The organism is Flexivirga lutea (genome assembly GCF_054778955.1).
In genome coordinates, this window is sequence record NZ_BAAGZB010000006.1 from 178269 (window position 1) to 201161 (window position 22893).

The 22893-nt window shown below is 69.0% G+C and carries 19 protein-coding genes and 1 riboswitch; of the genes, 9 read left to right on the top strand and 10 right to left on the bottom strand.

All coding sequences use genetic code 11. The features are described 5' to 3' along the window. Positions 1–4: 4 nt before the first annotated feature. Positions 5–1777, bottom strand: coding sequence for an acetyl/propionyl/methylcrotonyl-CoA carboxylase subunit alpha (locus ACYVBN_RS17895; protein WP_460601690.1), 1773 nt, complete (start codon positions 1775–1777; stop codon positions 5–7). A gap of 101 nt (positions 1778–1878) precedes the next feature. On the opposite strand from ACYVBN_RS17895, the gene ACYVBN_RS17900 reads away from it, so the two are divergent. From ACYVBN_RS17900 to ACYVBN_RS17915, 4 genes are all read left to right on the top strand, one after another. Beyond that, positions 1879–2727, top strand: coding sequence for an aldo/keto reductase (locus tag ACYVBN_RS17900; protein ID WP_460601691.1), 849 nt, complete (start codon positions 1879–1881; stop codon positions 2725–2727). A gap of 73 nt (positions 2728–2800) precedes the next feature. Then, positions 2801–3994: a serine/threonine-protein kinase gene (locus ACYVBN_RS17905; protein WP_460601692.1), complete on the top strand. Its 1194-nt coding sequence runs from the start codon at positions 2801–2803 to the stop codon at positions 3992–3994. Between the two features lie 895 nt (positions 3995–4889). Further along, complete coding sequence (locus tag ACYVBN_RS17910; protein ID WP_440283553.1) at positions 4890–5087, top strand: hypothetical protein; 198 nt, start codon at positions 4890–4892, stop codon at positions 5085–5087. After that, the gene (locus tag ACYVBN_RS17915) at positions 5071–5409 is read left to right on the top strand and encodes a type II toxin-antitoxin system PemK/MazF family toxin (RefSeq protein ID WP_460601693.1); all 339 of its coding nucleotides are present in this window, start codon (positions 5071–5073) and stop codon (positions 5407–5409) included. The genes ACYVBN_RS17910 and ACYVBN_RS17915 overlap by 17 nt, the downstream gene beginning before the upstream one ends. A 438-nt stretch (positions 5410–5847) precedes the next feature. Here ACYVBN_RS17915 and ACYVBN_RS17920 read toward each other — a convergent pair whose 3' ends face one another. Together ACYVBN_RS17920 and ACYVBN_RS17925 are read right to left on the bottom strand one after the other, a co-directional pair. Next, positions 5848–7098, bottom strand: a complete 1251-nt coding sequence (locus tag ACYVBN_RS17920; RefSeq protein ID WP_460601694.1) for a hypothetical protein — start codon at positions 7096–7098, stop codon at positions 5848–5850. Between the two features lie 42 nt (positions 7099–7140). Continuing rightward, the gene (locus tag ACYVBN_RS17925; RefSeq protein WP_460601695.1) at positions 7141–7551 is read right to left on the bottom strand and encodes a MerR family transcriptional regulator; all 411 of its coding nucleotides are present in this window, start codon (positions 7549–7551) and stop codon (positions 7141–7143) included. Between the two features lie 81 nt (positions 7552–7632). Here ACYVBN_RS17925 and ACYVBN_RS17930 point away from each other — a divergent pair, with 81 nt between their 5' ends. From ACYVBN_RS17930 to ACYVBN_RS17940, 3 genes are read left to right on the top strand one after another with little or no spacing between them, the layout of a single operon-like run. Then, the gene (locus ACYVBN_RS17930; RefSeq protein ID WP_460601696.1) at positions 7633–8814 is read left to right on the top strand and encodes an acyl-CoA dehydrogenase family protein; all 1182 of its coding nucleotides are present in this window, start codon (positions 7633–7635) and stop codon (positions 8812–8814) included. Beyond that, positions 8811–10361: an acyl-CoA carboxylase subunit beta gene (locus tag ACYVBN_RS17935; RefSeq protein WP_460601697.1), complete on the top strand. Its 1551-nt coding sequence runs from the start codon at positions 8811–8813 to the stop codon at positions 10359–10361. Before ACYVBN_RS17930 ends, ACYVBN_RS17935 begins: the two co-directional genes overlap by 4 nt. A 23-nt stretch (positions 10362–10384) precedes the next feature. Continuing rightward, positions 10385–11623, top strand: a complete 1239-nt coding sequence (locus ACYVBN_RS17940) for a YihY/virulence factor BrkB family protein (RefSeq protein WP_460601698.1) — start codon at positions 10385–10387, stop codon at positions 11621–11623. An 18-nt stretch (positions 11624–11641) separates the two neighbouring features. Here ACYVBN_RS17940 and metE read toward each other — a convergent pair whose 3' ends face one another. From metE to ACYVBN_RS17960, 4 genes are all read right to left on the bottom strand, one after another. After that, complete coding sequence (metE, locus tag ACYVBN_RS17945; RefSeq protein ID WP_460601699.1) at positions 11642–13936, bottom strand: 5-methyltetrahydropteroyltriglutamate--homocysteine S-methyltransferase; 2295 nt, start codon at positions 13934–13936, stop codon at positions 11642–11644. A gap of 54 nt (positions 13937–13990) precedes the next feature. Further along, a riboswitch (cobalamin riboswitch) is annotated at positions 13991–14193 on the bottom strand. Positions 14194–14212: 19 nt separating this feature from the next. After that, complete coding sequence (locus tag ACYVBN_RS17950) at positions 14213–14539, bottom strand: hypothetical protein (RefSeq protein ID WP_460601700.1); 327 nt, start codon at positions 14537–14539, stop codon at positions 14213–14215. Positions 14540–14630: 91 nt separating this feature from the next. Further along, positions 14631–15440 carry an MBL fold metallo-hydrolase gene (locus ACYVBN_RS17955; protein WP_460601701.1) on the bottom strand — a complete coding sequence of 270 codons (810 nt, stop codon included), beginning with the start codon at positions 15438–15440 and terminating at the stop codon, positions 14631–14633. A 46-nt stretch (positions 15441–15486) separates the two neighbouring features. Further along, on the bottom strand, positions 15487–16761 hold the full coding sequence (locus ACYVBN_RS17960; RefSeq protein WP_460601702.1) for an MFS transporter: 1275 nt from the start codon (positions 16759–16761) through the stop codon (positions 15487–15489). A gap of 181 nt (positions 16762–16942) precedes the next feature. Between ACYVBN_RS17960 and ACYVBN_RS17965 the strand changes: the two genes are divergently transcribed. Continuing rightward, positions 16943–18247 carry an MFS transporter gene (locus tag ACYVBN_RS17965; RefSeq protein ID WP_460601703.1) on the top strand — a complete coding sequence of 435 codons (1305 nt, stop codon included), beginning with the start codon at positions 16943–16945 and terminating at the stop codon, positions 18245–18247. Between the two features lie 18 nt (positions 18248–18265). Here the strand turns inward: ACYVBN_RS17965 and ACYVBN_RS17970 are convergent, their stop codons facing one another. From ACYVBN_RS17970 to ACYVBN_RS17980, 3 genes are read right to left on the bottom strand one after another with little or no spacing between them, the layout of a single operon-like run. Beyond that, positions 18266–18895 (bottom strand): Maf family protein, encoded by a 630-nt coding sequence (locus tag ACYVBN_RS17970; RefSeq protein ID WP_440282761.1) that lies wholly within the window; start codon positions 18893–18895, stop codon positions 18266–18268. A 25-nt stretch (positions 18896–18920) separates the two neighbouring features. After that, positions 18921–20807 carry a Na+/H+ antiporter gene (locus ACYVBN_RS17975; RefSeq protein WP_440282762.1) on the bottom strand — a complete coding sequence of 629 codons (1887 nt, stop codon included), beginning with the start codon at positions 20805–20807 and terminating at the stop codon, positions 18921–18923. 27 nt (positions 20808–20834) lie between these two features. Beyond that, positions 20835–22487, bottom strand: a complete 1653-nt coding sequence (locus ACYVBN_RS17980) for a DUF885 domain-containing protein (RefSeq protein ID WP_460601704.1) — start codon at positions 22485–22487, stop codon at positions 20835–20837. A gap of 167 nt (positions 22488–22654) precedes the next feature. On the opposite strand from ACYVBN_RS17980, the gene ACYVBN_RS17985 reads away from it, so the two are divergent. Next, positions 22655–22893 (top strand): hypothetical protein (locus tag ACYVBN_RS17985; RefSeq protein WP_460601705.1); only part of this gene is annotated, 239 nt, incomplete at its 3' end.

Below are 22893 nucleotides of genomic sequence, written 5' to 3' on the forward strand. Positions count from 1 at the left end.
CGAACTAGTCGGTGATCGTGGCGAGCACCGCGCCGGCGGGCACCATGTCGCCCACCGCCGCACCGATCGAGCCGACCGTGCCCGCGCGGTGCGCGGTGATGGGTTGCTCCATCTTCATCGCCTCCAGGACGACGACCGTGTCGCCTGCCTCGACCTGATCGCCCTCGGCCACCACGATCTTGACGATCGTGCCCTGCATGGGCGCGGTGAGGGCGTCACCGGACACGGTTGCCGTGCCGGAGCCGCCACGCGACCGCTTCGGGGCGCGCCGCTGAGCGGGACCTTCGGACGCGCCGCCGCCGCCCAGTTGCAGGCCGGCCGGCAGCGTCACCTCCAACCGCCTGCCGTCGACCTCGACGACGAACGACTGGCGGGCGGTCGACTCGGCGGTCGCAGGGGTGCCGTCATACGGCTCGATCCGGTTGTCGAACTCCGTCTCGATCCACCGCGTGTGTATGGCGAAAGGCGTCTCGTCATCGGTGGCGAAGGCCGGGTCCGACACGACGGCCCGGTGGAAGGGCAGCACCGTCGGCATCCCTTCGACGACCATCTCGGCCAGCGCCCGCCGGGACCGCTGCAGCGCTTCGGCGCGGGTCCGTCCGGTGACGATCAGCTTGGCGAGCATCGAGTCGAAGGCTCCACCGACGACGTCACCGGACACCACGCCGGAGTCGACCCGCACACCGGGGCCGCTCGGTGCACGGAAGACCTCCACGGTGCCGGGGGCGGGCAGGAAACCGCGGCCGGCGTCCTCGCCGTTGATGCGGAACTCGATGGAGTGCGCGTGCGGCTCCGGGTCGGCATACCCCAGCTTCTCGCCGGCCGCGATGCGGAACTGCTCACGCACCAGGTCGATGCCGGTGACCTCCTCCGAGACCGGGTGCTCGACCTGCAGGCGGGTGTTGACCTCCAGGAAGCTGATCGCGCCGTCCTGCCCGATCAGGAACTCGCAGGTGCCGGCACCGACGTAACCGGCCGCCGACAGGATCGCCTTGGAGGCGCGCAGCAACTCCGCGTGCTGTTCCTGCGAGAGGTATGGCGCAGGTGCCTCCTCGACCAGCTTCTGATTGCGTCGCTGCAACGAGCAGTCGCGGGTGGAGACGACCACGACATTGCCGAACGTGTCTGCCAGACACTGCGTTTCGACGTGGCGCGGCTTGTCGAGGAAGCGCTCGACGAAGCACTCGCCGCGTCCGAACGCGGTCACCGCCTCGCGGACCGCGGAGTCGAAGAGTTCGGGGATCTCCTCGATGCTGCGGGCGACCTTCAGGCCGCGGCCGCCACCGCCGTACGCCGCCTTGATGGCGACCGGCAGGCCGTGCTCCTGCGCGAAGGCGACCACTTCGTCGGCCCCGCCGACCGGATCCTTGGTGCCGGGGACCAGCGGCGCATCGGCGGCGGTCGCGATGTGGCGCGCCTTGACCTTGTCGCCGAGCGAGTCGATCGCGGCCGGGGGAGGGCCGATCCAGGTGAGTCCGGCGTCCAGCACTGCCTGCGCGAATCCGGCGTTCTCGGAAAGGAATCCATAGCCCGGGTGGACCGCGTCGGCGCCGGAGCGCTGTGCGACGTCGAGCAGTTTGGCTTGGTCGAGGTAGGAGTCGGCGGGGGTGGAACCGCCCAGGGAGTAGGCCTCGTCGGCCACCCGCACGTGCAGCGCGTCCCGGTCCGGGTCGGCGTAGACGGCCACCGAGGTGAGCCCCGCGTCGGTGCAGGCGCGGGCGACTCGCACCGCGATCTCACCACGGTTGGCGATCAAAACCTTCTGCAGTTGCGGCATGGCGCCGACTGTAGCGAGGAGTGATGCGGGTCACGTGTTCGGGTGGTGAGACGGCCCGCGGGCGGCGGCATACACCGGCGGCCCGGACTGTTGGCACGGACATGAGTGGAACCGATGGACAGAACGTGCCCACCGTCGCGCTGCGCGGGAAGGGCACTGAGGTGCCGATCCCGCAACTGGGCTTCGGCGTCTGGCAGGTGCCGGACGACGAGGTCGGCCCCGCGATCACGACCGCGCTGCAGACCGGGTACCGGCACATCGACACCGCGCGTATCTACGGCAATGAGGCGGGCACCGGTGCGGCACTTGCAGATTCGGACCTGTCGGCCGACGAGGTGTTCCTGACCACCAAGGTCTGGAACGACGACCAGGGGTATGACGCCACGCTGCGCGCGTTCGACGCCTCGGAGAAGCGTCTGGGTCGTCCGGTCGACCTCTATCTGGTGCACTGGCCGGCGCCGAAGCAGGACACCTTCGTCGACACCTTCCGCGCACTGATGCAGTTGCGCGACGACGGCCGCATCCGTGCCGCCGGCGTCTGCAACTTCGAGATCGAGCACCTGCAGCGCGTCCACGACGAGCTGGGTGAGTTCCCGGCGATCAACCAGATCGAGCTGCACCCCTACCTGCAGCAGGCGCAGCTGCGGGACTTCCATGCCCGGCACGGCATCGTCACCGAGGCGTGGAGCCCGTTGGCCTCCGGCGGCGACGTGCTGACCGACGAGACGATCGGGCGGATCGCCGAACGGCACGGCAGGACGCCGGCGCAGGTCATCCTGCGGTGGCACCTGCAGCTGGGCAACGTGGTGATCCCCAAGTCGGTCACCCCTTCGCGCATCGCCGAGAACTTCGACATCTTCGGCTTCGAGCTGTCCGCCGAGGACCTGACCGCGATCGCCGGACTGGACCGCGGGCTGCGCACCGGCCCGGACCCGAGGGAGTTCGGTTGAAGGCAGCCGTTCGCCCGGCGGGTGGTGAACGCAGTTCGCCGCCGGCTGGGCTGAACTGGCATGCTGCTGACCCGTGGGAGAGGTGTTCGCGGGCCGCTACGAGCTGATCGACGTCATCGGCGAGGGCGGGATGGGTTCGGTCTGGCAGGTCCATGACCGCAAACAGGACCGGATCCTCGCCGCCAAGGTGTTGCGGCAGTCCGACGCCGGAGCCCTGTTGCGTTTCATGCGCGAGCAGGGCGTGCGCATCCACCATCCCAACGTCGTGACGCCGATCGGCTGGGCCGGCGAGGACGATCGGGTGTTGTTCACCATGCCGATGGTGGACGGCGGCGCGGTCAGCGACCTGCTGCGCGACCATCGCACCCTGCCGCCGCGGTATGTCGCCGAGCTGCTGCGGCAGTTGTTGCGGGCCCTGGATGCGGTGCATGGCGCCGGCGTCATACACCGGGATGTGAAGCCGGCGAACCTGCTGCTGGCCGCCACCGGTGTGCACCGCCCGCACCTGATGCTGACCGACTTCGGCATCGCGGTGCCGGTCGACTCCCCGCGGATGACGACCACTTCCGTGGTGCTCGGTACCCGCGGGTATCTCGCGCCGGAGCAGATGGCCGGCGCGGACCCGGCGCCCGGCTTCGATCTGTATGCCGCCGGCATCGTCGCGTTCCAGTTGCTCACCGGCCACCGGCCGGACGAGATCCGGCGCAGCCGCGAGCAGGTGCCGCCCCGTCCCGACGGGATCCCCGACCTGTTGTGGCGGGTGGTCGCCGATCTCGCCGACCCGGATCCGCGGGGACGGCCGCCGTCGGCGGGCGCCGCGGCCGACGCGTTGGAGACCGCCGACCTGACGTGGGTCGACCAGCAGGAGATCGGCATACCGGCGCGCATCACCACCGTGCAGGCTGCCGCGCCGGTCGCCCCGGATCGGGCGATGACGGCGCCGGCGGCCGCCCTGCACCAGCATGCGCACGAGGTGACCCGCGCCCAGGGCGCTGCGCGTCGTCCGATGACTACGGCCGGCGACACGCCGCCGCGCACGTCCACCGGACGCCGGGTCGGACTCGCCCTGGTCCCTGTCGTCGCGGTCGCCGCGCTGCTGGGCATCTGGCTGCCGCACTCGCCGAGCACGGGCGACCTCACCCCGGGGCAGGCCACCCTCGGCGGCACCTGCCAGTGGCAGGACGCCGGAACCTTCGAGAACGACACCGCCGGCAAGCGCACGCTGCAGTGCGTCGCCGACGGCACTGGCTACACCTGGCAGAAGTAGCGGGGTTCAGATCGGGCGGACCTGCGCGAGGCGATTCAGGGCGAAATCGTGGGCGAGACGTCGTTGGCCCATGGCGGGAGCGCCTGCCATGCCACCTGCGACATCCTCGCCGACAACCACGTTCCGAGTCAGTCAAGGATCTCGTCGAGCGTGATGCTGCTCGTGAAGCATCTTGCGGAGCTGGCGTCGTCTGAGCGGACCGGCGCGACGAATGAAACGCACCGCGGACTCACCAACAAGGAGCGAGGGATCGGGAAGCGAGACGGTGTGAAACACCCCGTGCTCGTCAACCCACATAGTGGCTCCCGACGAGCAGGTGGGCGTGGACTCGCTCAGCGGGCGTGGAACACGGGGACGTAGCCAGAGGACGGATCGGGACCTTCACCACCCAAGTATCTTGACCGCCGACACCGCGATTGCGGTCACCTCGCCTGCGATCGCCGAGATGCGCACCACGTCGTCGCGGAACTCTCCCTCACGATTGCGACCGCCTGATTCGATCACGGTCGGTAGCTCGTGGCCGCATCGGTCGACGAGCACGTCGACGCCGGCCGCGTAACAGTTCACGACTCGACCGAGAACTTCCTGGAACATCTCGACGGACTTGACTCCGAGTGAAGTTCGCAACCACACCAGCATTCGATAGCGACTACCGACAACTGAAACGCGAGCACGCGGACGCTTCCAGGACCGTCGTGCGCGAGAAATTCGCGTCCGCATCTGACGCCTACGCCAAGAGCCCGACCACCCCGTGGCCCGCTGCATTGCGGGTGAAGTCGATTCGATCAGCTGCGGGGGTTCCGCGACAGGCGATCCGCCTGGGCCCGCATCCATGATGTCGCGTGGTGAGCGGCGATTTGTAGACGTATAAATCTACAGAGAATATGATGGAGCCATGTCCGATACGACAACGATCCGGATCAGCCGACAAACTCGTGACGAGTTACGACAGCTCGCCACCGAACGGCATCAAACCGTCGCCGACACCGTGTCCCGGGCCGTGCGACTGCTCCACCAAGATGACATCGGCCGCGACCTCGCCGCGCCGCTGACCGACGAGGAAACCTCCTGGCTCGATGCTGACGCCGGGTGACGTCGTCGACCTTGATCTCGGTGCACCAACCGGTTCGGAGGCAGGACTGGTTCGGCCAGCGCTCATTGTGACCGCCGCGAGAATCCTGCGTGGTGGCCCCAACGTGGTGCAGGTCGTTCCGCTGACGCGGACACTGCGCAACAGCGGCGCCGAAGTCGTGATCGAACCGGACGACCGCAACGGACTCAACGCAGCATCGGCTGCTCAGTGCCAGCATGTACGAGCAGTTGCCACCAGCAGGATCACAACGCACCGGGGAAATGTCGGCCCGGTCGTCCTTCAGCAGATCCGCAACACCCTCGCAGTCATCTTCGATCTGTAGCGGATTGTCGCCGCGCCAGGTCCAGGTAGCCGATCGGCGACCGCGCACGCCAAGTGATTGCCGATCGGCACAACGACGGTGCCGACAAGTAGCTGCGTTTTCACACGCGATCCGATGATGGTCACGCGGCGCGTGGCGATCGGCCGCTGCAACGTGCAGCGTCGCACAGTCGACGGTGAGAGGTCAACGGATGTCGCGAAAGAGGAGGATCGCGACATCCGTTGACCTCTCGACGTAGCCCTTCCAGCTCCTCAGGCATGTGCTGATAGACCGCCGACGCATGAGACCGACACCCCGCAAGAGGTTCCACCCACGATGAACCGGCACGTCAGAACGGGATCGGGCCCAAGCAGTGCAGTCGTCGTCCCGTAAGAGGCGCCCGGTTGGGCGTCCCGGGACCCGCGCGGCGCGCGGGACGTCGAGAGCTGCCCGCACCGTTCAGGCCCGCCGGCGCAGGAACGCGACGACGGCCGCGGCGGCTGTCACCACGAAGACGGAGCCGCCGATGCGCAGCGCGGTCGCCGCGCCGGAGGCGGAGTCGCTGGTCCCGCCCTGACTCAGCTGGGTGGCCGCGGGGGCCGCGGCTGCCGTTCCGTCCGCACCCACGTAGGTCGGCCCGGCGGTCGGCGTGCCGACCACTGCCAGATTGAGCCGCGCCGGCAAGCTACGAGTGGTCGGCTGCTGGTCCTGCTGGGTGGCGCTGACGCGGACCACCACGTAGTACCAGCCGGCGACGGTCGTCCATTGCGCACGGGAGGTGCCGACGTCGCCCGCGGTGTCGTAGTCGACCTTGCTGTTGCCGCGGTTGACCGGAGCCGTGTAGACGCTCGCGGTCCGCTCGGTCGACTCCTCCTTGAAGAGCAATGCCGAGCCGTCACCGCCGCCGACCGGCGCCCACTGCGGACTGAACGCCGCCAACGCCACATCGAGCGACTCCGACGGTGCGAAATTGCTGCCGTTGCGTGGCGCGTCGACCGACGCGGCGAGCCGTTGGCCCCAGCCGACGCGCACCCGGGCGACAGCGAGCCGGCCCGGCGTGAGCGACACCCGGTAACTGCCGGGTTCCAGGCTGGTCGGCGCGGCCAGCCGGTCGCTCACGGCGCGCTCGGCCGCGGAGGTGCTCGTGCTGGGCGCGGCGATCTTGTTCTGCTGGTCCTTGGGGGACGGGCTCCCGGCCGCGGCCAGCTTGGGCTCGACGGTGACGGCGACCTGCAGCGGTCCGGTTGCTGCTGCACTGGACGAGGAGGACGACGACGAGTCGTCGGACCTGATCCGCAGGATCAGGTCGGTCGCCGACGCGCATTCGTCCGGCTGATAGGTCTGCCGCTCGGAGTGGGCGGGGTCGACATACACGAAGGTGTAGCCGGTCACGTCGTTGCTCAGGCTGGCACCGCTGCTGGAGCAGGTGTTCTTGCCGTCGGCGGTGGTGATCGCGGCGTCGATCGACCCGAAGATGGCGACCGTGACCGCACCACCTTGCGGACGGGTGATCGCCGCATAGCGCTCGGTGCGGCCCGTCGGCGGGGCCGTGCGATGCATCCCGGGACGCAACACCGGGGCGTCCCCGCGGGCGGTGCTGAACTGTACGACGGGCGGCGCACCGCCCGGGTCGGTGGCGGCATATGCCGGCGCGCTCGCGCCCAGGAGTATGGCGGCGCCCAGCGCGGCAGCGGTCACTCGAGAAGGCATGGTGGCAGTCAGTATGCCGAAACCAGAGCCTGCCGCGGTCGATCAGGTGTGCCGCAGGGCCCGCAGGTCGCTGCGGCAGCGGGCCTCCACCTCGTGCAGGTCGCGCAACGTCTGCTCGATGTCCGCGCGGCGCTGCTCCAGATCACGGCGCCGGGCTGCGATCTGCGCCAGGAGGTACTCCAGCTGTCCCTGTTCCCCGGGCGTCTGGTCGTACATGTCGATGATCGTGCGTATCTCGTCCAGCGGAAACCCGATGCGCTTGCCGCGCAGGATCAGCGCGAGGCGGGTGCGGTCGCGGCGGTGGAAGACGCGTGCCGTGCCGCGCCGCTCGGGGGTGATCAGGCCGAGCTCCTCGTAGTGCCGGATGGTCCGGTGGGTGACCTCGAACTCGTCGGCGAGCTCGGCGATCGTCCAGGTCTGTCCGCTGTCCGGGGTCGTCTCCGGGGTTGTCATGACCGGCAAGCATGCTTTACGTTGACGTTAACGTCAAGCAGTTGGTCTTGGCGGCCCCGATCCGAAGGACTTGGCAGCAGCATGTTCGAGTTGACCCAGGAGCACGAGGAATTCCGGCGGGTCGTGCGCGACTTCGCGGAGAAGGAGGTCGCCCCGCACGTGGCGCAGTGGGATCTGGACCACCATTTCCCGGTCGACCTCGTGCCGAAGATGGGCGAGCTGGGGCTCTTCGGGCTGGTCGTGCCGGAGGAGTATGGCGGCGCCGGCCTGGAGGAGGGCGGCTTCACCTACCTGTGCCTGGCGATCGAGGAACTGGGCCGGGTCGACCAGTCGATCGGGATCACCCTGTCGGCGGGCATGGGCCTGGGCATCAACCCGATCCTCACCTACGGCTCGGAGGAGCAGAAGCAGCGCTTCCTGCCGGACCTGGTCGCCGGTCGTGCGCTCGCCGGTTTCGGGCTGACCGAGCCGGACGCCGGCTCCGACGCAGGTGCCACCCGCACCAAGGCGACGCTGACCGACGGGCAGTGGACCATCAACGGCGCCAAGGCCTTCATCACCAACTCCGGCACCGACATCACCTCCGTGGTCACCGTGACCGCCCGCACCGGCACGGACGATCAGGGCCGCCCGGAGATCAGCGCCATCATGGTCCCCGCCGGCACACCCGGCTTCACGGCCGAGCCGGCATACCACAAGCTCGGCTGGCACATCTCCGACACCCATGGCCTGACGTTCTCCAACTGCGTGGTGCCCGAAGCGAACCTGCTGGGGGAGCGCGGACAGGGCTTCAAACAGTTCCTCAAGACACTGGACGACGGACGCATCGCCATCTCGGCGCTCGCCGTCGGCCTGTCGCAGGCCTGCCTGGAGGCGGCGACCGAATACGCCCGGACCCGTACGGCTTTCGGCAAGCCGATCGCCGTCAACCAGGGCGTGTCGTTCCAGCTGGCCGACCTCGCCGTCATGGTCGAGGCGTCCCGCCTGCTGACCTACAAGGCCGCGTGGCTCAAGGACGAACTCGAGGCCGGCCGGCGCTCGGTGGGCGAGGTGAAGCAGGCCGCGTCGATCGCCAAGCTCTACTCCACCGAGTCGGCCGTGACCGCGACCCGCATCGCCACCCAGATCTTCGGTGGCAACGGCTTCATGGAGGAGTACCCCGTGGCGCGCTTCTACCGCGACGCCAAGATCCTGGAGATCGGCGAAGGCACCTCGGAGGTCCAACGGATGCTGATCGCGCGCGGCCTAGGCTTGCCGGCATGAGCGAGACGACTGACCCGAGGGTCGCGGACGTCCGCGAACGGCTCGCGGCGGCGCACGAGGCATCGCAGACGCTCTCGGACAAGGCGCGCGCCAAGCTCGACTCGCAGCACAAGCTCTACGTGCGCGACCGGATCGCGTTGCTCTTCGACGAGGGCTCCTTCATCGAGGACGGCCGCTACGCCAATGCCACCGCCGGCAATCTGCCGGCCGACGGCGTGGTCACCGGTCGCGGCACCGTCGACGGCCGGCCGGCGATCGTGGTCGCCAACGACCCGACGGTGAAGGCCGGCTCCTGGGGCGCCCGCACGGTCGAGAAGATCGTGCGCGCCACGGAATCGGCGCTGCGCGAGGAACTGCCGATCTTCTGGTTCGTCGACTCGGCCGGCGCGCGGATCACCGACCAGGTGCAACTCTTCCCGGGCCGGCGCGGCGCCGGACGGATCTTCCACAACCAGGTCGCGCTGTCGGGCAAGGTGCCGCAGATCTGCTGCCTCTTCGGCCCGTCGGCCGCCGGCGGCGCCTACATCCCCAGCTTCACCGACGTCCTCATCATGGTCGAGGGCAACGCCTCCATGTATCTCGGCAGCCCGCGTATGGCGGAGATGGTCGTCGGTGAGAAGGTGACGCTCGAGGAGATGGGCGGCGCCCGGATGCACTGCACCGTCTCCGGGGTGGGCGACCTGCTCGCCGAGGACGACACCGAGGCCATCGAGCTGGCCAAGCTGTTCTTCTCCTACGTGCCCTCCACCTGGCGGGAGGCGCCTCCGGCATACCTCGCGGAGGAGCCGGAGGTGCCGCTGACCGACACCACGGTGCCGGAGATCGAGAGCCAGCCCTTCGACATCCATCACGTCATCGAGGGACTGGTCGACGACGACTCGTTCTTCGAGATCAAGCCGCTCTTCGCACCCGAACTGGTCGTCGGCTTCGGCCGGATGGACGGGCGCACAGTGGGTTTCGTGGCCAACAACTCCGCGGCCAAGGGCGGTGTGCTCTTCACCGACAGCGCCGACAAGGCGACCCGCTTCATCTGGATGTGCGACGCCTACTCGATCCCGTTGATCTACCTGGCTGACGTGCCCGGGTTCATGATCGGCTCCGAGGTCGAGCGCGGCGGGATCATCCGGCACGGCGCCAAGATGGTGTCGGCGGTGTCGGAGGCCACCGTACCGCAGTTCTGCGTGGTGGTGCGCAAGGCGTACGGCGCGGGCCTCTACGCCATGTGCGGTCCCGGCTTCGGGCCGGACGCGACCATCGCCCTGCCCACCGCGCGCATCGCGGTCATGGGTCCGGAGGCGGCCGTGAACGCCGTGTATGCCGGCAAGATCGCCGCCATCGAGGACGAGGCGGAGCGCGCTGCGTTCGTGCAGGCGCGCCGTGACGAATACCTGCAGGACGTCGACCTGGAACGACTGGCGTCCGACCTGGTCATCGACACGGTGGTCGAGGCGCCCGACCTGCGCGCGGACCTCTTGCGCCGACTGCGGTATGCCGCCCGTCGGGACCGCGCCTTCAGCGAGCGGCGCCGCGCCATACCCCCAGTCTAGGTCACACCGGATACCGTGGAGGGGTGGTGGCACACTCGGCGGTGGATCGGGCGCAGCGGCGATTCGCGCCGCTGGGTTACCCCATCGCCGTCGTCTACAAGTTCTTCGACGACATGGGCAACTACCTGGCGGCGCTGCTGGCCTTCTACGCCTTCGTGTCGCTCTTCCCGCTGCTCATCCTGGCCACCACCATCCTGGGTGTGGTCCTCAACGGTGACCCGGGACTCCAGCAGGACCTGATCAAGTCGGCGCTCAACGAGTTCCCGATCATCAGCGACCAGATCAGCAAGCCGAACGCCCTCTCCGGCAGTTGGGTCTCGATCACCGTCAGCACACTCGTGGCGCTCTACGGTGCGCTGGGTAGTGCGCAGGCATTCCAGTACATCGCCAACAGCGTGTGGCAGGTGCCGCGCAACTCGCGACCCAATCCCTTTGCGGCGCGTGGCAAGTCGGTCGGACTGATCGGCCTGCTCGGGACGTCGCTGCTGGCCACCATCGGTCTGACGCAGGTCGTGCCGCGGCTGGTGCATCTGGAGGGGCTCGCCTCGCTCGGGGTGAAGCTGGGCACCCTGGCGATCGACGTGCTCGCCCTGATGGTCGCCTACCACGTGGCGACCGGTCGCTCGCTGCGCTGGCGGGAGATGTGGCCTGGCGCGGTCTTCGCCGCCATCATGTGGCAAGTGCTGCAGCGCTTCGGCAACCTGTATGTCGAGCACGTCGTGCAGCGCAACGCCTCGATGAACGGCACTCTGGCCGTCGTCCTCGGTCTGATGCTCTTCCTCTTCGTCGCCGGCATCATCGTGGTCCTGAGCATGGAGATCAACGCTGTCTGGGTGCTGCGCCTGTGGCCGCGGGCGCTGCTGACGCCGTTCACGGATAACGTGCAGCTCACCGACGCCGATGTGCGCGCCTATAGCGGTCTCGCGCACACGACGCGGCTCAAGGGATTCCAGCGGATCGACGTCGGCTTCGACACGCCAGCCGAGCCCGATCGTGCGGACGCGGAACCTGCCCACCAGGAAGTGCCCCTGCCGTTGGACTTCGGCGACGGCACCGCGCAGCTGCCGACGACACCGGCACCGCCTCCTGAGGCGCACCGGTTGCCGACCCCGCAGCCGGCCGCGCCCGACCGCGACGAGCGGACGATCCCCCTCGTCACCCGGCACCTGGACACCGAGCGGGGCGACGAGGGGGACGCTGCCGAGGAGCCCGACAACGAGACGGCGCCGATCATCCACGGCCCGTGGTCGGCCGAGCGCTGACGGCTCCGACGGGCGCGGTCAGGATGCGGCCGCGCCGACCTTCTCGCGCACCGTCCGCGCGGCGGCGACCAGGTGCGCGAGCGCAGCCCGCACCTCTGCGGGACGACGCGTCTTCAGTCCGCAATCCGGGTTCGCCCAGACCAGTTCGGCCGGCAGGGACCGCACCGCGCGTTCCAGCAGCTGCCGCACCTCGTCCTCGGCGGGCACCCGCGGCGAGTGGATGTCGTAGACGCCGGGACCGACCCCCTTGCGATAGCCCGCATCCCGCAGCTCCTCGGCGAGCGACATACCCGACCGGGCCGCCTCCAGACTGATCACGTCGGCGTCCAGTTCGTCGATCGCGGCGAAGATGTCACCGAAGTCGGCATAGCACATGTGCGTATGCACCTGGGTGGCGTCTGCGACCGAACTCGTTGCCAACCGGAAGGATTCGGTCGCCCAGCGCAGGTATGCCGCGCGGTCCGCGGCGCGCAGCGGGAGCGTCTCGCGCAGTGCCGGTTCGTCGACCTGGATGATCCGGCAGCCCGCCCGTTCCAGGTCGGACACTTCGTCGCGCAACGCGAGCGCGACCTGCCGGGCGGTGTCGCCGACCGGCTGGTCGTCGCGGACGAACGACCAGGCGAGCATCGTGACCGGTCCGGTCAGCATGCCCTTGACCGGTCGGTCGGTCAGCGACTGCGCGTACCGCCACCAGTCGACGGTCATCGGCTCAGGACGCGACACGTCGCCGAAGATGATCGGCGGCCGCACGCACCGGGTGCCGTAGGACTGCACCCAGCCGTGGGCGGTCGTCAGGAAGCCCTCGAGCTGCTCGGCGAAGTACTGCACCATGTCGTTGCGCTCCGGTTCGCCGTGGACGAGCACGTCGAGGCCTAGTTCCTCCTGGACCTCGATGACCGAAGCGATCTCACTTCTCATGGCGAGTTCGTATGCCGCGCGGTCGCTCTCGCCCCTGCGCAGTGCCGCGCGCGCCTTGCGCACGGCGGCGGTCTGCGGGAACGAGCCGATGGTGGTGGTCGGCAGTGGCGGCAGCCCGAGTGCCTGCTGTTGCTGCTCGCGGCGCTGCTCGAATGCGGTCGCGCGATGGGTGTCGGCGCTGGTGATCGTGGCCGTCCGGGTTCGCACGGTTTCGTCGTGAGTCCGTGCCGAACCGCGTCGCGAGGCGATCGCGTCACGTGCGTTCTCCAGCGCGGGAGCTGCGCCATCCTGGCCGTCCAATGCCGTTGCCAGGGTGCGGATCTCGAGCACCTTCTCGCGTGCGAAGGCCAGCCAGCTGCGGACTTCGTCATCGATCGCGGATTCGCGCGAGGCGTCGAGCGGCACGTGCAGCAGCGAGCAGGAACTGCCGACGACCAGATCGTCGACGCGCGGGGCCAGCCGATGGAGCGTGGCCAGCCGGTCGTCCAGGTCTGCGGCCCAGACGTTGCGGCCGTCGATGACACCTGCGACGAGTCGCTTGCCGGCCAGCCCGTGCTGGAGGATCGCCGTGACGTTGTCGGCGATGGTGCAGTCGATCGCCAGGCCGTCGACGGGTGCGTCCGCGAGCACCTCGAACGCGTCCTGCAGAGCGGCGAAATAGCTGGCAATCAACAGTTTCGGTCGATTGCTTGTTGAGCCGAGGCGGTCGAGGGCATGCCGTGCGGCGTCCAGCACGGGCGCCGGCTGATCCAGCACCAGGGCGGGCTCGTCCAACTGCACCCAGGCGGCACCGGCGTCGTGCAGGGCGCCGAGGATCTCGGCGTACACGTCGAGCAGCGGGTCGAGCAACGACAGCGGATCGAAGCCGGTCGGTGCCTCGTCGGCCGCCTTGGACAGCAGGAGGAAGGTGACTGGTCCGATGAGCACGGGACGCGCCCGATGGCCGGCCCGGGTCGCCTCGGTGAAGTGTGCGACCTGCCGGGCGGGGTCTGCGGCGAAGACCGTCTTGGGGGACAGCTCCGGGACCAGGTAGTGGTAGTTGGTGTCGAACCACTTCGTCATCTCCAGTGGAGCCACCCGGTCGTTGCCCCGCGCCATCGCGAAATAGGCGTCCAGCCGGCTGTCGGCGGCGTCACGGTAGCGCTGCGGCACGGCACCGACCATGATCGCCGTGTCGAGTACGTGATCGTAGTACGAGAAGTCGCCCGTGGGGATTTCGTGGATGCCGTTGTCCGACAGCTGTTTCCATGCCTCGGCGCGTAGTTCGGCGGCGGTGTCGTGCAGTTGCTCGGCGGTGTTGCGGCCGGCCCAGTAGTCCTCGACGGCCCGTTTCAGTTCCCGCTTGGGGCCCTGTCGCGGCCAGCCCAGAACGGTTGCGATCGTGTGATCGGTCATCAGCAATCTCCTTCGTGACCCACCCGAGAGGTCACAGAGTCGGCCGGACCCGGGTCCGGGTCCGGGCGACGGGCAGGTATTCGGACTCGTGAGCGTGCCGGTGCCGGCGTCTACTGTCCGTCGCTTCCCAGCCGGTGGCCAGTGCGTATGACGGAGGTCGTTCTCACATACCGCTGCGGGGCAGTCCCGGAGTCGCACCGGGTTCCCTGTTGTCTCGCCGCACCATGACGCGGCGAACCTGTCGCGCCGTGCAGCCTACGCGCCGGTGCGGCCGGGTCAGCCCGCGGCGTCGATCGCGCGGAGCTGGTCGAAGTAGCGGCGGTTGACCTTCATCGTCTCGTCGCCGATCGTGACGGTGTGCCACAGCCCCTCCGGCTCGCCGAGCTGGATGCCGCGCGGAGCCTCGGCGATCTGGCGCTTCAGCGTCGTCTGCGAGAAGGAACCGGACTGGAAGACCAGGAATCTGCGGTCGGTCGCGATGACGCACCGGTAGCCGCCCTCGCCCAGCCGGTTGCGCACGGTGCGCTGGCCGGCGAAGGCGCCGTGGGTCTGTTCGCCCGGTTGCAGGTGCGGCTGTGCGTTGGACTTGATCTTGTCGGCCATCGACACGGTCGTACTCCCTCTGACGTTTCCTTCACTGGTCGCTCGTCGAGTATGCCGCTCGGCGTCATGATCGGCGGTCAGGCTGGACCGGTCACGTCAGGTGGTCGAAGTCGCCGCGGACCCACGCGGCGTGGCGCTGCGCCGAACGTTGCACGGCGGCAGCGGCGTCCTGGGGCACGGCGGCACCGAAGTTGTTCCAGATCTCCTCGAACGCCAGGGGTGCGACATGTGCGGCGATCCGGAGGACGACGTCGGCGGACAGCGGGATCCGGTTGGGGTAGGAGCGCATGAAACTCACCGTCCGACGGTCCGGGTTCGGCATGATCGTGTCGCCGCTGAGCAGCGCGCCGCGACCGTCCGCACCCTGGGTCCAATGGGCGACCGCGCTGCCCGGGAAGTGGCCGCCGATCCGGTGCAGGGTCAGCCCGTCGGTCAGCGGCAGCCGGTCACCCCACTCGGTGATCGCCGGACCGCGACGGCCCAGCCACCGGCTGTCCGCCGCGTTCACGTACACCGGTGCGTCGTCGAACGCGGCCGACCACTCGAGCTGGACGCCGAACATGTGCGGATGGCTCGCCGCGATCCACCGGATGCCACCCCGGCCGGATACCGCCGCGACGGTCTCGTCGTCGAGGTAACCCGGCGGGTCCCACAGCAGGTTGCCCTCGGGCGTCTGCACCAGCAGGCCGGTCTGCCCGATGCCCACGTCGGTGCGCAGGCCGGTGAGCCCGGGCCGCAGGTCCAGCACTTCGACGCGGCGCCCGGCCGCGGCCAACTGGTTGAGGCTGGACCAGATCTGTCCCTGCTCGGGCAGGTACTGTCGCTCGTCGGCGCAGATCGGGCAGTCGCGGCCCGCGGCGCTGTCGTCGTACTCCACGGCGCAGGTGGCACAAGTGATCATGGGCACCATCCTCGTCCTTCGAGCGCACGTGAGGTCAATCGAGACCTCACCCGGTCGTCTCGGCGACCACGCTGGTGTCGCGTGTGCCGAAGCGGATCCCCTTCTGTTCCTTGCCGACGAGGGTCAACACAATGACCGCGATGAACACCGGGACGATGGTGACGGACAGTGCGAACGGGTAGCCGTGCGACGACGCCAGCGCTTCCTGGATCGGCAGGTTGAATGCCGCCAGGCAGTTGCCGAGCTGGTAGGTGACACCGGGGTAGAAACCGCGGATCTCGTCGGGCGACAACTCCGTCAGGTGCGCGGGTATGACGCCCCAGGCGCCCTGCACCATCACCTGCATCAGGAACGAACCGAGAATGATCATCCCGATCGACGTGGAATACGCGAAGAGCGGCACGATCGGCAGCCCGAGCACCGCGCACAGCACGATCAGCGTCTTGCGGCCGTAGCGCTCCGACAGGGAGCCCGCGATCGCGCCACCGATGATCGCGCCGATGTTGTAGATCACCGCGATCCAGGTGGCGGTCGACTTGGCGAAGCCCAGCCCGGAGTCGACGGTCTCCTTCAGGAAGGTCGGATAGACGTCCTGGGTCCCGTGGCTCATCCAGTTGAACGCGGTCATCAGCAGCACCAGGAAGATGAAGCGCTTCCAGATCGTCGGGTTCTTCACGATGTCGCCGACGCTCGTGGTGGTCGACCTGAAGCGCTCGCGGCTCTCGCGCCATACCTCCGACTCCTCGACGCGGGCGCGGATGATCAACGAGATCAGCGCCGGCACGATCGACAGGGCGAACATCCACCGCCAGTTGAGGCCCCACCAGGTGTTGACCACCAGGAACGCCAGTGACGCCATCAGGTAACCCATCGAGTAGCCGCCCTGCAGGATGCCGGAGAAGAAGCCACGGCGGTGGACCGGGATCTTCTCCATCGCCAACGCTGCACCCAGACCCCACTCGCCGCCCATGCCGATGCCGTAGAGCATGCGCAGCACCATCAACACCCAGAAGTTGGGTGCGAACGCGCACAGGAACCCGACCACCGAGTAGAACGACACGTCGACCATCAGCGGGATGCGGCGGCCGGCACGGTCGGCCCACAAGCCGAAGATGAATGCCCCGACCGGGCGCATGACCAGGGTCATCGTGGTGATCAGCGACATCTCGGTCAGCGACTTGCCGAAGTCCTTGGCGATCTGGGCGTAGATCAGCACGACGAGGAAGTAGTCGAAGGCGTCCATCGCCCAGCCGAGGTAGGCGGCGGCGAACGAATTGCGTTGGTCCGCAGTGAGTTTGGCCGATGGGAAGGTGGTCGACATACGGCTCCTTGGGACGAGAGGGAGACGAGCAGCGGCTGGTCGATGGATAGGTGTCCGAAGAACGACGCTAGACCCGCGTCCTGGGCCACCGGTGATTGCGCAACGACGAGTTCGCCGCGTGACCAAACTCTTACCTTTCCGAGCCCCAACAGCGGCCCACGGAATGGCAGGGTGGTGGATCGTGACAGTGGACGAAAGGGGGAGCGCGACGGTGGGGACCGACGACGGGGGGCATCCACCGGTGGACCCCGACGATCTCGTGCATCCGCCGCTGCGCCACAACCGCGATTACGCCTACCTGATCGCCGGCGGCGCGGTGTCCAGCCTCGGCAGCCGCATGAGCAGCCTCGCGTTCCCGCTCATCACCCTGGCCGCCACCGGCAGCCCGTTCGCGGTGGGCCTCGTCGCCGGTGCGACGACCATGGCGCTGGTGCTGATCGGCCTGCCCGCCGGTGCACTGGTGGACAGGTGGGACCGTCGCCGCACGATGATCGCCGCGGCGGCACTCGGCGCGGCGGCCTACCTGTCGGTGGCCGTCGCTGCGTTCGCCGACCACGTCACCGTGCCGCACCTGATGCTGGCAGCGGCGTGCGGTGGGGTGGCCAACAGTTTCTACGGTCCCGCCGAACAGGTGGCCGTGCGGCACGTGGTGCGCAAGGGCGACATACCGCGGGCCGCGGTCAACAACCAGGTGCGCTCGGCGACCGCGGGGCTGGCCGGGCCGCCGATCGGCGGGGCCCTCTTCGGGGTGGCTCGCGGACTGCCGATGGTCGCCGACGTCCTGACCTACCTGGTCGCGATCTTCTGCGCCTCACGGGTGCGCACGCCACTGCCGGGCACGGCGGCACACGAGCGGGAGGCGTTGCTGCCGGCGATCCGCACCGGCCTGCGCTTCCTCTTCGGTCACGAGCTGCTGCGCACCATCACCCTGCTGTCGACGGTGCTGAACTTCGCCGGCACGGGCCTGGTCGTGTCGGTGACGATCACCATGCAGCAGCGCGGCACCGACCCTGCCTGGATCGGTGCGGTGACCAGCGCGATGGCGGTCTCGATGCTGGTCGCGTCGCTGCTGTCCGGCCGGATCCTGCAGCATCTGAGTGTGGGCCTGTTGATGCTGCTCACGCCCGTCGTCGGTGCGGCCGCGTTCACCGGTATGGCGTTCGTGCATGCCCCGTTGGTGCTGATGGTGCTGATGGCGTGCGCGACCTTCCTGCTCGCGCCGTGCAACGCGGCGGTCGTCGCGGTGTTGACCGACCGCACACCACCGGACCGCCTCGGGCGGGTGATGAGCGCCGACAACGTCATGTCGCTGGTGCTGACCGCGCTCGCCCCGGCGACGATGGGATTCCTCATCGGGGCAGCAGGTGGGGAGGAGGCGATGGTGGCCTTCGCCGTGCTGCTGCTGCTGTCCGGTCTGGTCGTGCTCGGGTTCCCGCGGCTGATGCACATGCCCGCCGTCGTCGACCCCGCCGGCGAGGCGGCCTGACCTGCGCGGTGTGCTGTCTCAGTCGCGCAACTGGTCGAACCGCACGCCGACCTCGGCGAGCATGTCCCGCAGCACCGGCAGGCTGAGGCCCACCACGTTGTGGTGATCTCCCTCGATGCGGCGGACGAACGGGCCACCCAATCCGTCGATGGTGAAGGCACCTGCGACGTGCAGCGGCTCACCCGTGGCGACATACGCCTCGATCTCGGCGTCGCTGAGCGCGGCGAAATGCACCACGGTGGAGGCCACGACACCCAGCGTCGCCCCGGTGGAGTCGTCGCGGCCGTCGATGAGCCAGTGTCCGGTGTGCAGGGTGCCGGTCTGCCCGCGCATCCGCTGCCAGCGCGCGGTCGCGTCGGCCGCGTCGGCGGGTTTGCCGAACGTCTGCCCGTCGAACTCCAGCACCGAGTCACAGCCGAGCACGAGGGCGTCGGCGTCGGCGGTGGCGGCCACGGCCTCGCACTTGGCGCGGGCCAGCAGCAACGCGACCTCGTCGGTGGCCAGTGGCTGCCCGAGTGCTGTCTCGGCGGCCGTGATCGCGGCCGGTTCGTCGACGTCGGAGACGATGACCCGGGGTTCGACCCCGGCCGAGCGCAGCGTCGCGAGGCGGGCGGGGGAGGCGGAGGCGAGGATCAGGTCGACGGTCACGACGGGCCAGCCTAGGGGATGCCGGTCAACCCAGGATGTTGTCCACGAAGCACCAGCGCCAGGCCTCGCCCGGTTCGAAGGAACGCATGACCGGGTGGCCGGTCTCCTCGAAGTGCTTGCTGGCGTGTTTGCCGACCGAGGAGTCGCAGCAGCCGACGTGGCCGCACGCCAGGCACAGGCGCAGGTGGACCCAGACGGTGCCGTCGCGCAGACACTCCTCGCACCCCTCGGGTGTGTCGGGGTCGACCGCGAAGGGTGCGTCCGCGAGGTGCTGGCAGCCGAACTGGCGCTCCTCGGGCGTGAGCAGCAGGCGCTCGGTCAGGTTGCGGTCGTAGTCCTGCACGCGCGCGATCATCGACTCCTCCAGGTCCAGCGACCCCATGACGGCCTGCAACACCTCGTGGTCCATCACGCCCTTGTCGCGCAGTTTGAGGACCTTGGTGCGTTCGGCATCCAGCATGGCCGATCGCAGTCGTCGGTAGGCGTCCGACGGTGTCTCGCTGCGCTCGTCGCTGTGGCCGAGTCGCTCCCAGGCCAGGTTGGCGCGGCGGGCGGACTGGTGACGCAGCACGGTCACGACCTGTTCCGGGACGTCGAACTCGCTGTCGTCCAGCTCCTCGTCGAGTCGGTGGTTGCCGGCATTGACCGCCGCCTGGGTCAGCTGCGCGGTCTGGAGGGCGTCCTCGCGCGGGTCGGGCCCGTGCAGGTCGAGTCGGCGGGACAGGAACCCCAGCGTGAAGCCCTGCAGCACCAGGGTGCCCACCGTGACGACCAGCGCGATGAAGACCATCGCCTCGCGTCCGGGTGTCTCCGGCGGCAGCAGGAACGCCGCCGCCAGCGTCACCACGCCGCGCATACCGGCCCAGGACGCGATGGCGGTCTCGCGGCCGGTCATCGTGGTGCTGGACCAGCCCATCCGGCGGCTGATGATCTCCGAGCCGAGCAGCCACAGCGGCCGCAGCACCATGACGGTCAGCAGGATGAGGAGCGCGATGCCGAGGATCCGCGCCATGCTGTTGCCGGAGTTGCGGACGCCGTCGACGATGGTGTGGGTCTGCAGGCCGATCAGCAGGAAGACCATGTTCTCCAGCAGGAACGTCATCGACGCCCAGTTCAGCTGCTCGGAGACTCGCGACTGCGCCGTCTGGATCCTCGGCGCCGCGTGGCTGGTGGCCACGCCGCAGACGACGGCCGCGATGACGCCGGAGGCGTGCACCTTCTCGGCGGGCAGGTAGGCGATCCACGGGCTGAGGAAGCTCAACGCGACGATGGTGACGGTGTCGGTGACATGGCGCCATACCCACTTGACCAGCAGGTAGGCGACGAAGCCGATGACCGCGCCGCCGAGCGAAGCCCACAGGAAGTCCCGTCCCGCGGTGAAAATCGTTGCCGCACCGGCACCTCCCCCGATCAGCCCCTTGGCCGTGTTGACCGTCACCAGTGCGGTGGCGTCGTTGAAGAGCGACTCGCCCTCCAGCACCGACACCACGCGGCGGGGCAGGCCGATGCGGCGGGCGACGGCGGTGGCCGCGACGGCGTCGGGTGGAGCGACGACGGCGCCGAGGGCCACCGCGGCCGCGAACGGTATGTCGAGCAGCTTCCACGCCACCAGCGCGACACCGAAGGCGGTGAACAGCACCAGCAGCACGGACATCTGCAGGATCTGCCGTCGTTCCCGGCGCAGGTCGATGAGTGAGGTGTTGGACGCGGCCGCGAACAGCAGCGGCGGCAGGAAGCCGAGCAGGATGACCTCGGGGTTCACCTCGAACGGGTAGGGCATGAACGGCAGGAACGAGACCGCCGCACCCACGGCGACCAGGAGCAGCGGGGCCGACAGCCGGATCCACCGCGCCACGGTCGCGAGCACGACCACGGCAGCGGTCAGCAGGAAGATCGGGAGGGCGATGTGCACCCGGTCATCCTTGCAGTAGCCGGGCGATCAGAGCGTGCCGAGGACCGCGCCTCGCAGGGTGTCGAGGCCGACGGAGCCGATGTCGAGAGCGCGCCGGTGGAACGCCTTCAGGTCGAAGTCGGAGCCCTCCGCGGCTCGCGCTTCCTCGCGCAGCTGCAGCCAGATGCGCTCACCGATCTTGTATGACGGTGCCTGGCCGGGCCAGCCGAGGTAGCGGTCCAGCTCGAACCGCAGGAAGCCCTCGCCCATGTCGCAGTGGGCGTTCAGGAACGCCCAGGCCTTGTCGTAGGTCCACGCGCCGCCACCGACCTCCGCCGGTGCGTCGAAACCGCAGTGCACCCCGATGTCGACCACGACGCGCGCCGCGCGCAACGACTGGCCGTCCAGCATCCCCAGCTTGTTGCCGGGGTCCTGCAGGTAGCCGAGGTCGTCCATCAGTCGTTCGGCATACAGGGCCCAGCCCTCGCCGTGACCGGAGCACCACACGTCGAGCCGACGCCAGGCGTTCAGCAGCGCGGAGCGGAAGATCGTCTGGCCGTTCTGCAGGTGATGTCCGGGGACGCCTTCGTGGTAGACGGTCGTGAGCTCGCGCCAGGTGCTGAAGTGCTCCTCGCCCTTGGGCACCGACCACCACATCCGGCCGGGTCGGGAGAAGTCCTCGCTCGGTGCCGTGTAATAGATGCCACCGGATTGCGTGGGGGCGATGCAACATTCGATGGTGCGCGCCGGTTCGGGTATGTCGAAGTGGCTGCCGCCGAGGTCGGTGATCGCCTCGTCGGCCTTGCCCTGCATCCAGCGCTGCAGCTCGTCGGTGCCGTGCAACGTGTAGTCCGGGTCGGCGTCGAGGGCGGCCATCGCCTCCTTGACGGAGGCGCCGGGCTTGATCTGCTGGGCGACCTGCTGCATCTGGTCGGTGATGCGGGCCAGCTCCTCCTGGCCCCAGGCGTAGGTCTCCTCGAGGTCGACGGTGGAGCCGAGGAAGTATCGCGACCGCAGCCGGTAGACCTCGCGGCCGCAGGCATCGGACTCCGGTGCCTGCGGCAGGAGCTCGGTGCCCAGTCGCTCGCCGGCTCGCGCGTATGCCGCTGCCGCCGCGTCGACGGCGTCGGCGATCTGCGGGTGCTGCTTCTTCAGCCCCGCGAAGTAGCCGTCGTCCGCGGTGTGGTCCTTGGTCTGCTGGATGCACTGGACGACCTGTCGGCGGGGGCTGACCATGCCCCGGTCCGCCGCGACGTGCAACGACTCGAACCACTGGTCGAGTGCGCGGGGAACGGCTCGCATGCGGCGGCCGATCGTGTCGATCTGCTCGGGGGTGTCGGTCGGCATCAGGTCGAAGATGTCGCGAATGTCCTGCAGTGGTGAGGCGATCACGTTCAGGGAGGCGTGCTCGAGGCCGGCGTCATACGTCTCGATGTCCAGGCCGAGCCGCTCGCGCATCGCATCGATGGTGACCTTGTCGACGTCGTCGGCGGCCCGCACGCCGTCCAGCGCCTGCAGCGTCTCGCGGTGCAGCCGGTTGCGGGCGGCGAGGCCATCGGGGGAGAAGTCGTCGAGCTCGTCCTGGCGCTCGCCGGCGCCGATGTAGGTGCCCCACATCGGTGAGAGGGCGAGGGACTGCTCGTGCAGGGCATCCGCGATGGCGTCGACGGGTGTGGGGGTGCGTGCGAGGTCGTCTGTCACATGCTGCACGGTAGCCGCCGTCGCGGCCGTCCAGCTGGAATTCGGCCGTGGCGAGACGGCCTCCGCAGAAGCGCAGGGTGTCAGTGGTCGGACCTAGACTCGAACACAGATAGCAAACAGGCGAGACGGTGGGGTGGCCGGTCATAACGGAGGACGCCGCGGGCAGCGTGGATCTTGCCGGCCTGCCCGGTCCGGTGGCTGACGCGTTGCGGCTTCTTGTCGCGGAGGCGAAGGCGCTGGGGAGCCGTGAGCGAGGAACGCCAGGCCGCGTCCGGCCGGAGCGGCTGGGAGACGTGATCCAAGCGGCGGAGGCGGTGAAGGGTTTCGCTGATGCGGTGTTGCTGGATGCGACGTCGGCGTTGGTGGAGGACCTGGCCGCTGATCATGGTGTGCCGGTGGATGATTC

Bases quoted from the DNA above. Each gene is read 5' to 3' on its own strand.
- ACYVBN_RS17895 (WP_460601690.1), bottom strand. From the start codon at position 1,777: ATGCCGCAACTGCAGAAGGTTTTGATCGCCAACCGTGGTGAGATCGCG.
- ACYVBN_RS17900 (WP_460601691.1), top strand. From the start codon at position 1,879: ATGAGTGGAACCGATGGACAGAACGTGCCCACCGTCGCGCTGCGCGGG.
- ACYVBN_RS17910 (WP_440283553.1), top strand. From the start codon at position 4,890: ATGTCCGATACGACAACGATCCGGATCAGCCGACAAACTCGTGACGAG.
- ACYVBN_RS17915 (WP_460601693.1), top strand. From the start codon at position 5,071: ATGCTGACGCCGGGTGACGTCGTCGACCTTGATCTCGGTGCACCAACC.
- ACYVBN_RS17920 (WP_460601694.1), bottom strand. From the start codon at position 7,098: ATGCCTTCTCGAGTGACCGCTGCCGCGCTGGGCGCCGCCATACTCCTG.
- ACYVBN_RS17925 (WP_460601695.1), bottom strand. From the start codon at position 7,551: ATGACAACCCCGGAGACGACCCCGGACAGCGGACAGACCTGGACGATC.
- ACYVBN_RS17930 (WP_460601696.1), top strand. From the start codon at position 7,633: ATGTTCGAGTTGACCCAGGAGCACGAGGAATTCCGGCGGGTCGTGCGC.
- ACYVBN_RS17935 (WP_460601697.1), top strand. From the start codon at position 8,811: ATGAGCGAGACGACTGACCCGAGGGTCGCGGACGTCCGCGAACGGCTC.
- metE (WP_460601699.1), bottom strand. From the start codon at position 13,936: ATGACCGATCACACGATCGCAACCGTTCTGGGCTGGCCGCGACAGGGC.
- ACYVBN_RS17950 (WP_460601700.1), bottom strand. From the start codon at position 14,539: ATGGCCGACAAGATCAAGTCCAACGCACAGCCGCACCTGCAACCGGGC.
- ACYVBN_RS17955 (WP_460601701.1), bottom strand. From the start codon at position 15,440: ATGATCACTTGTGCCACCTGCGCCGTGGAGTACGACGACAGCGCCGCG.
- ACYVBN_RS17960 (WP_460601702.1), bottom strand. From the start codon at position 16,761: ATGTCGACCACCTTCCCATCGGCCAAACTCACTGCGGACCAACGCAAT.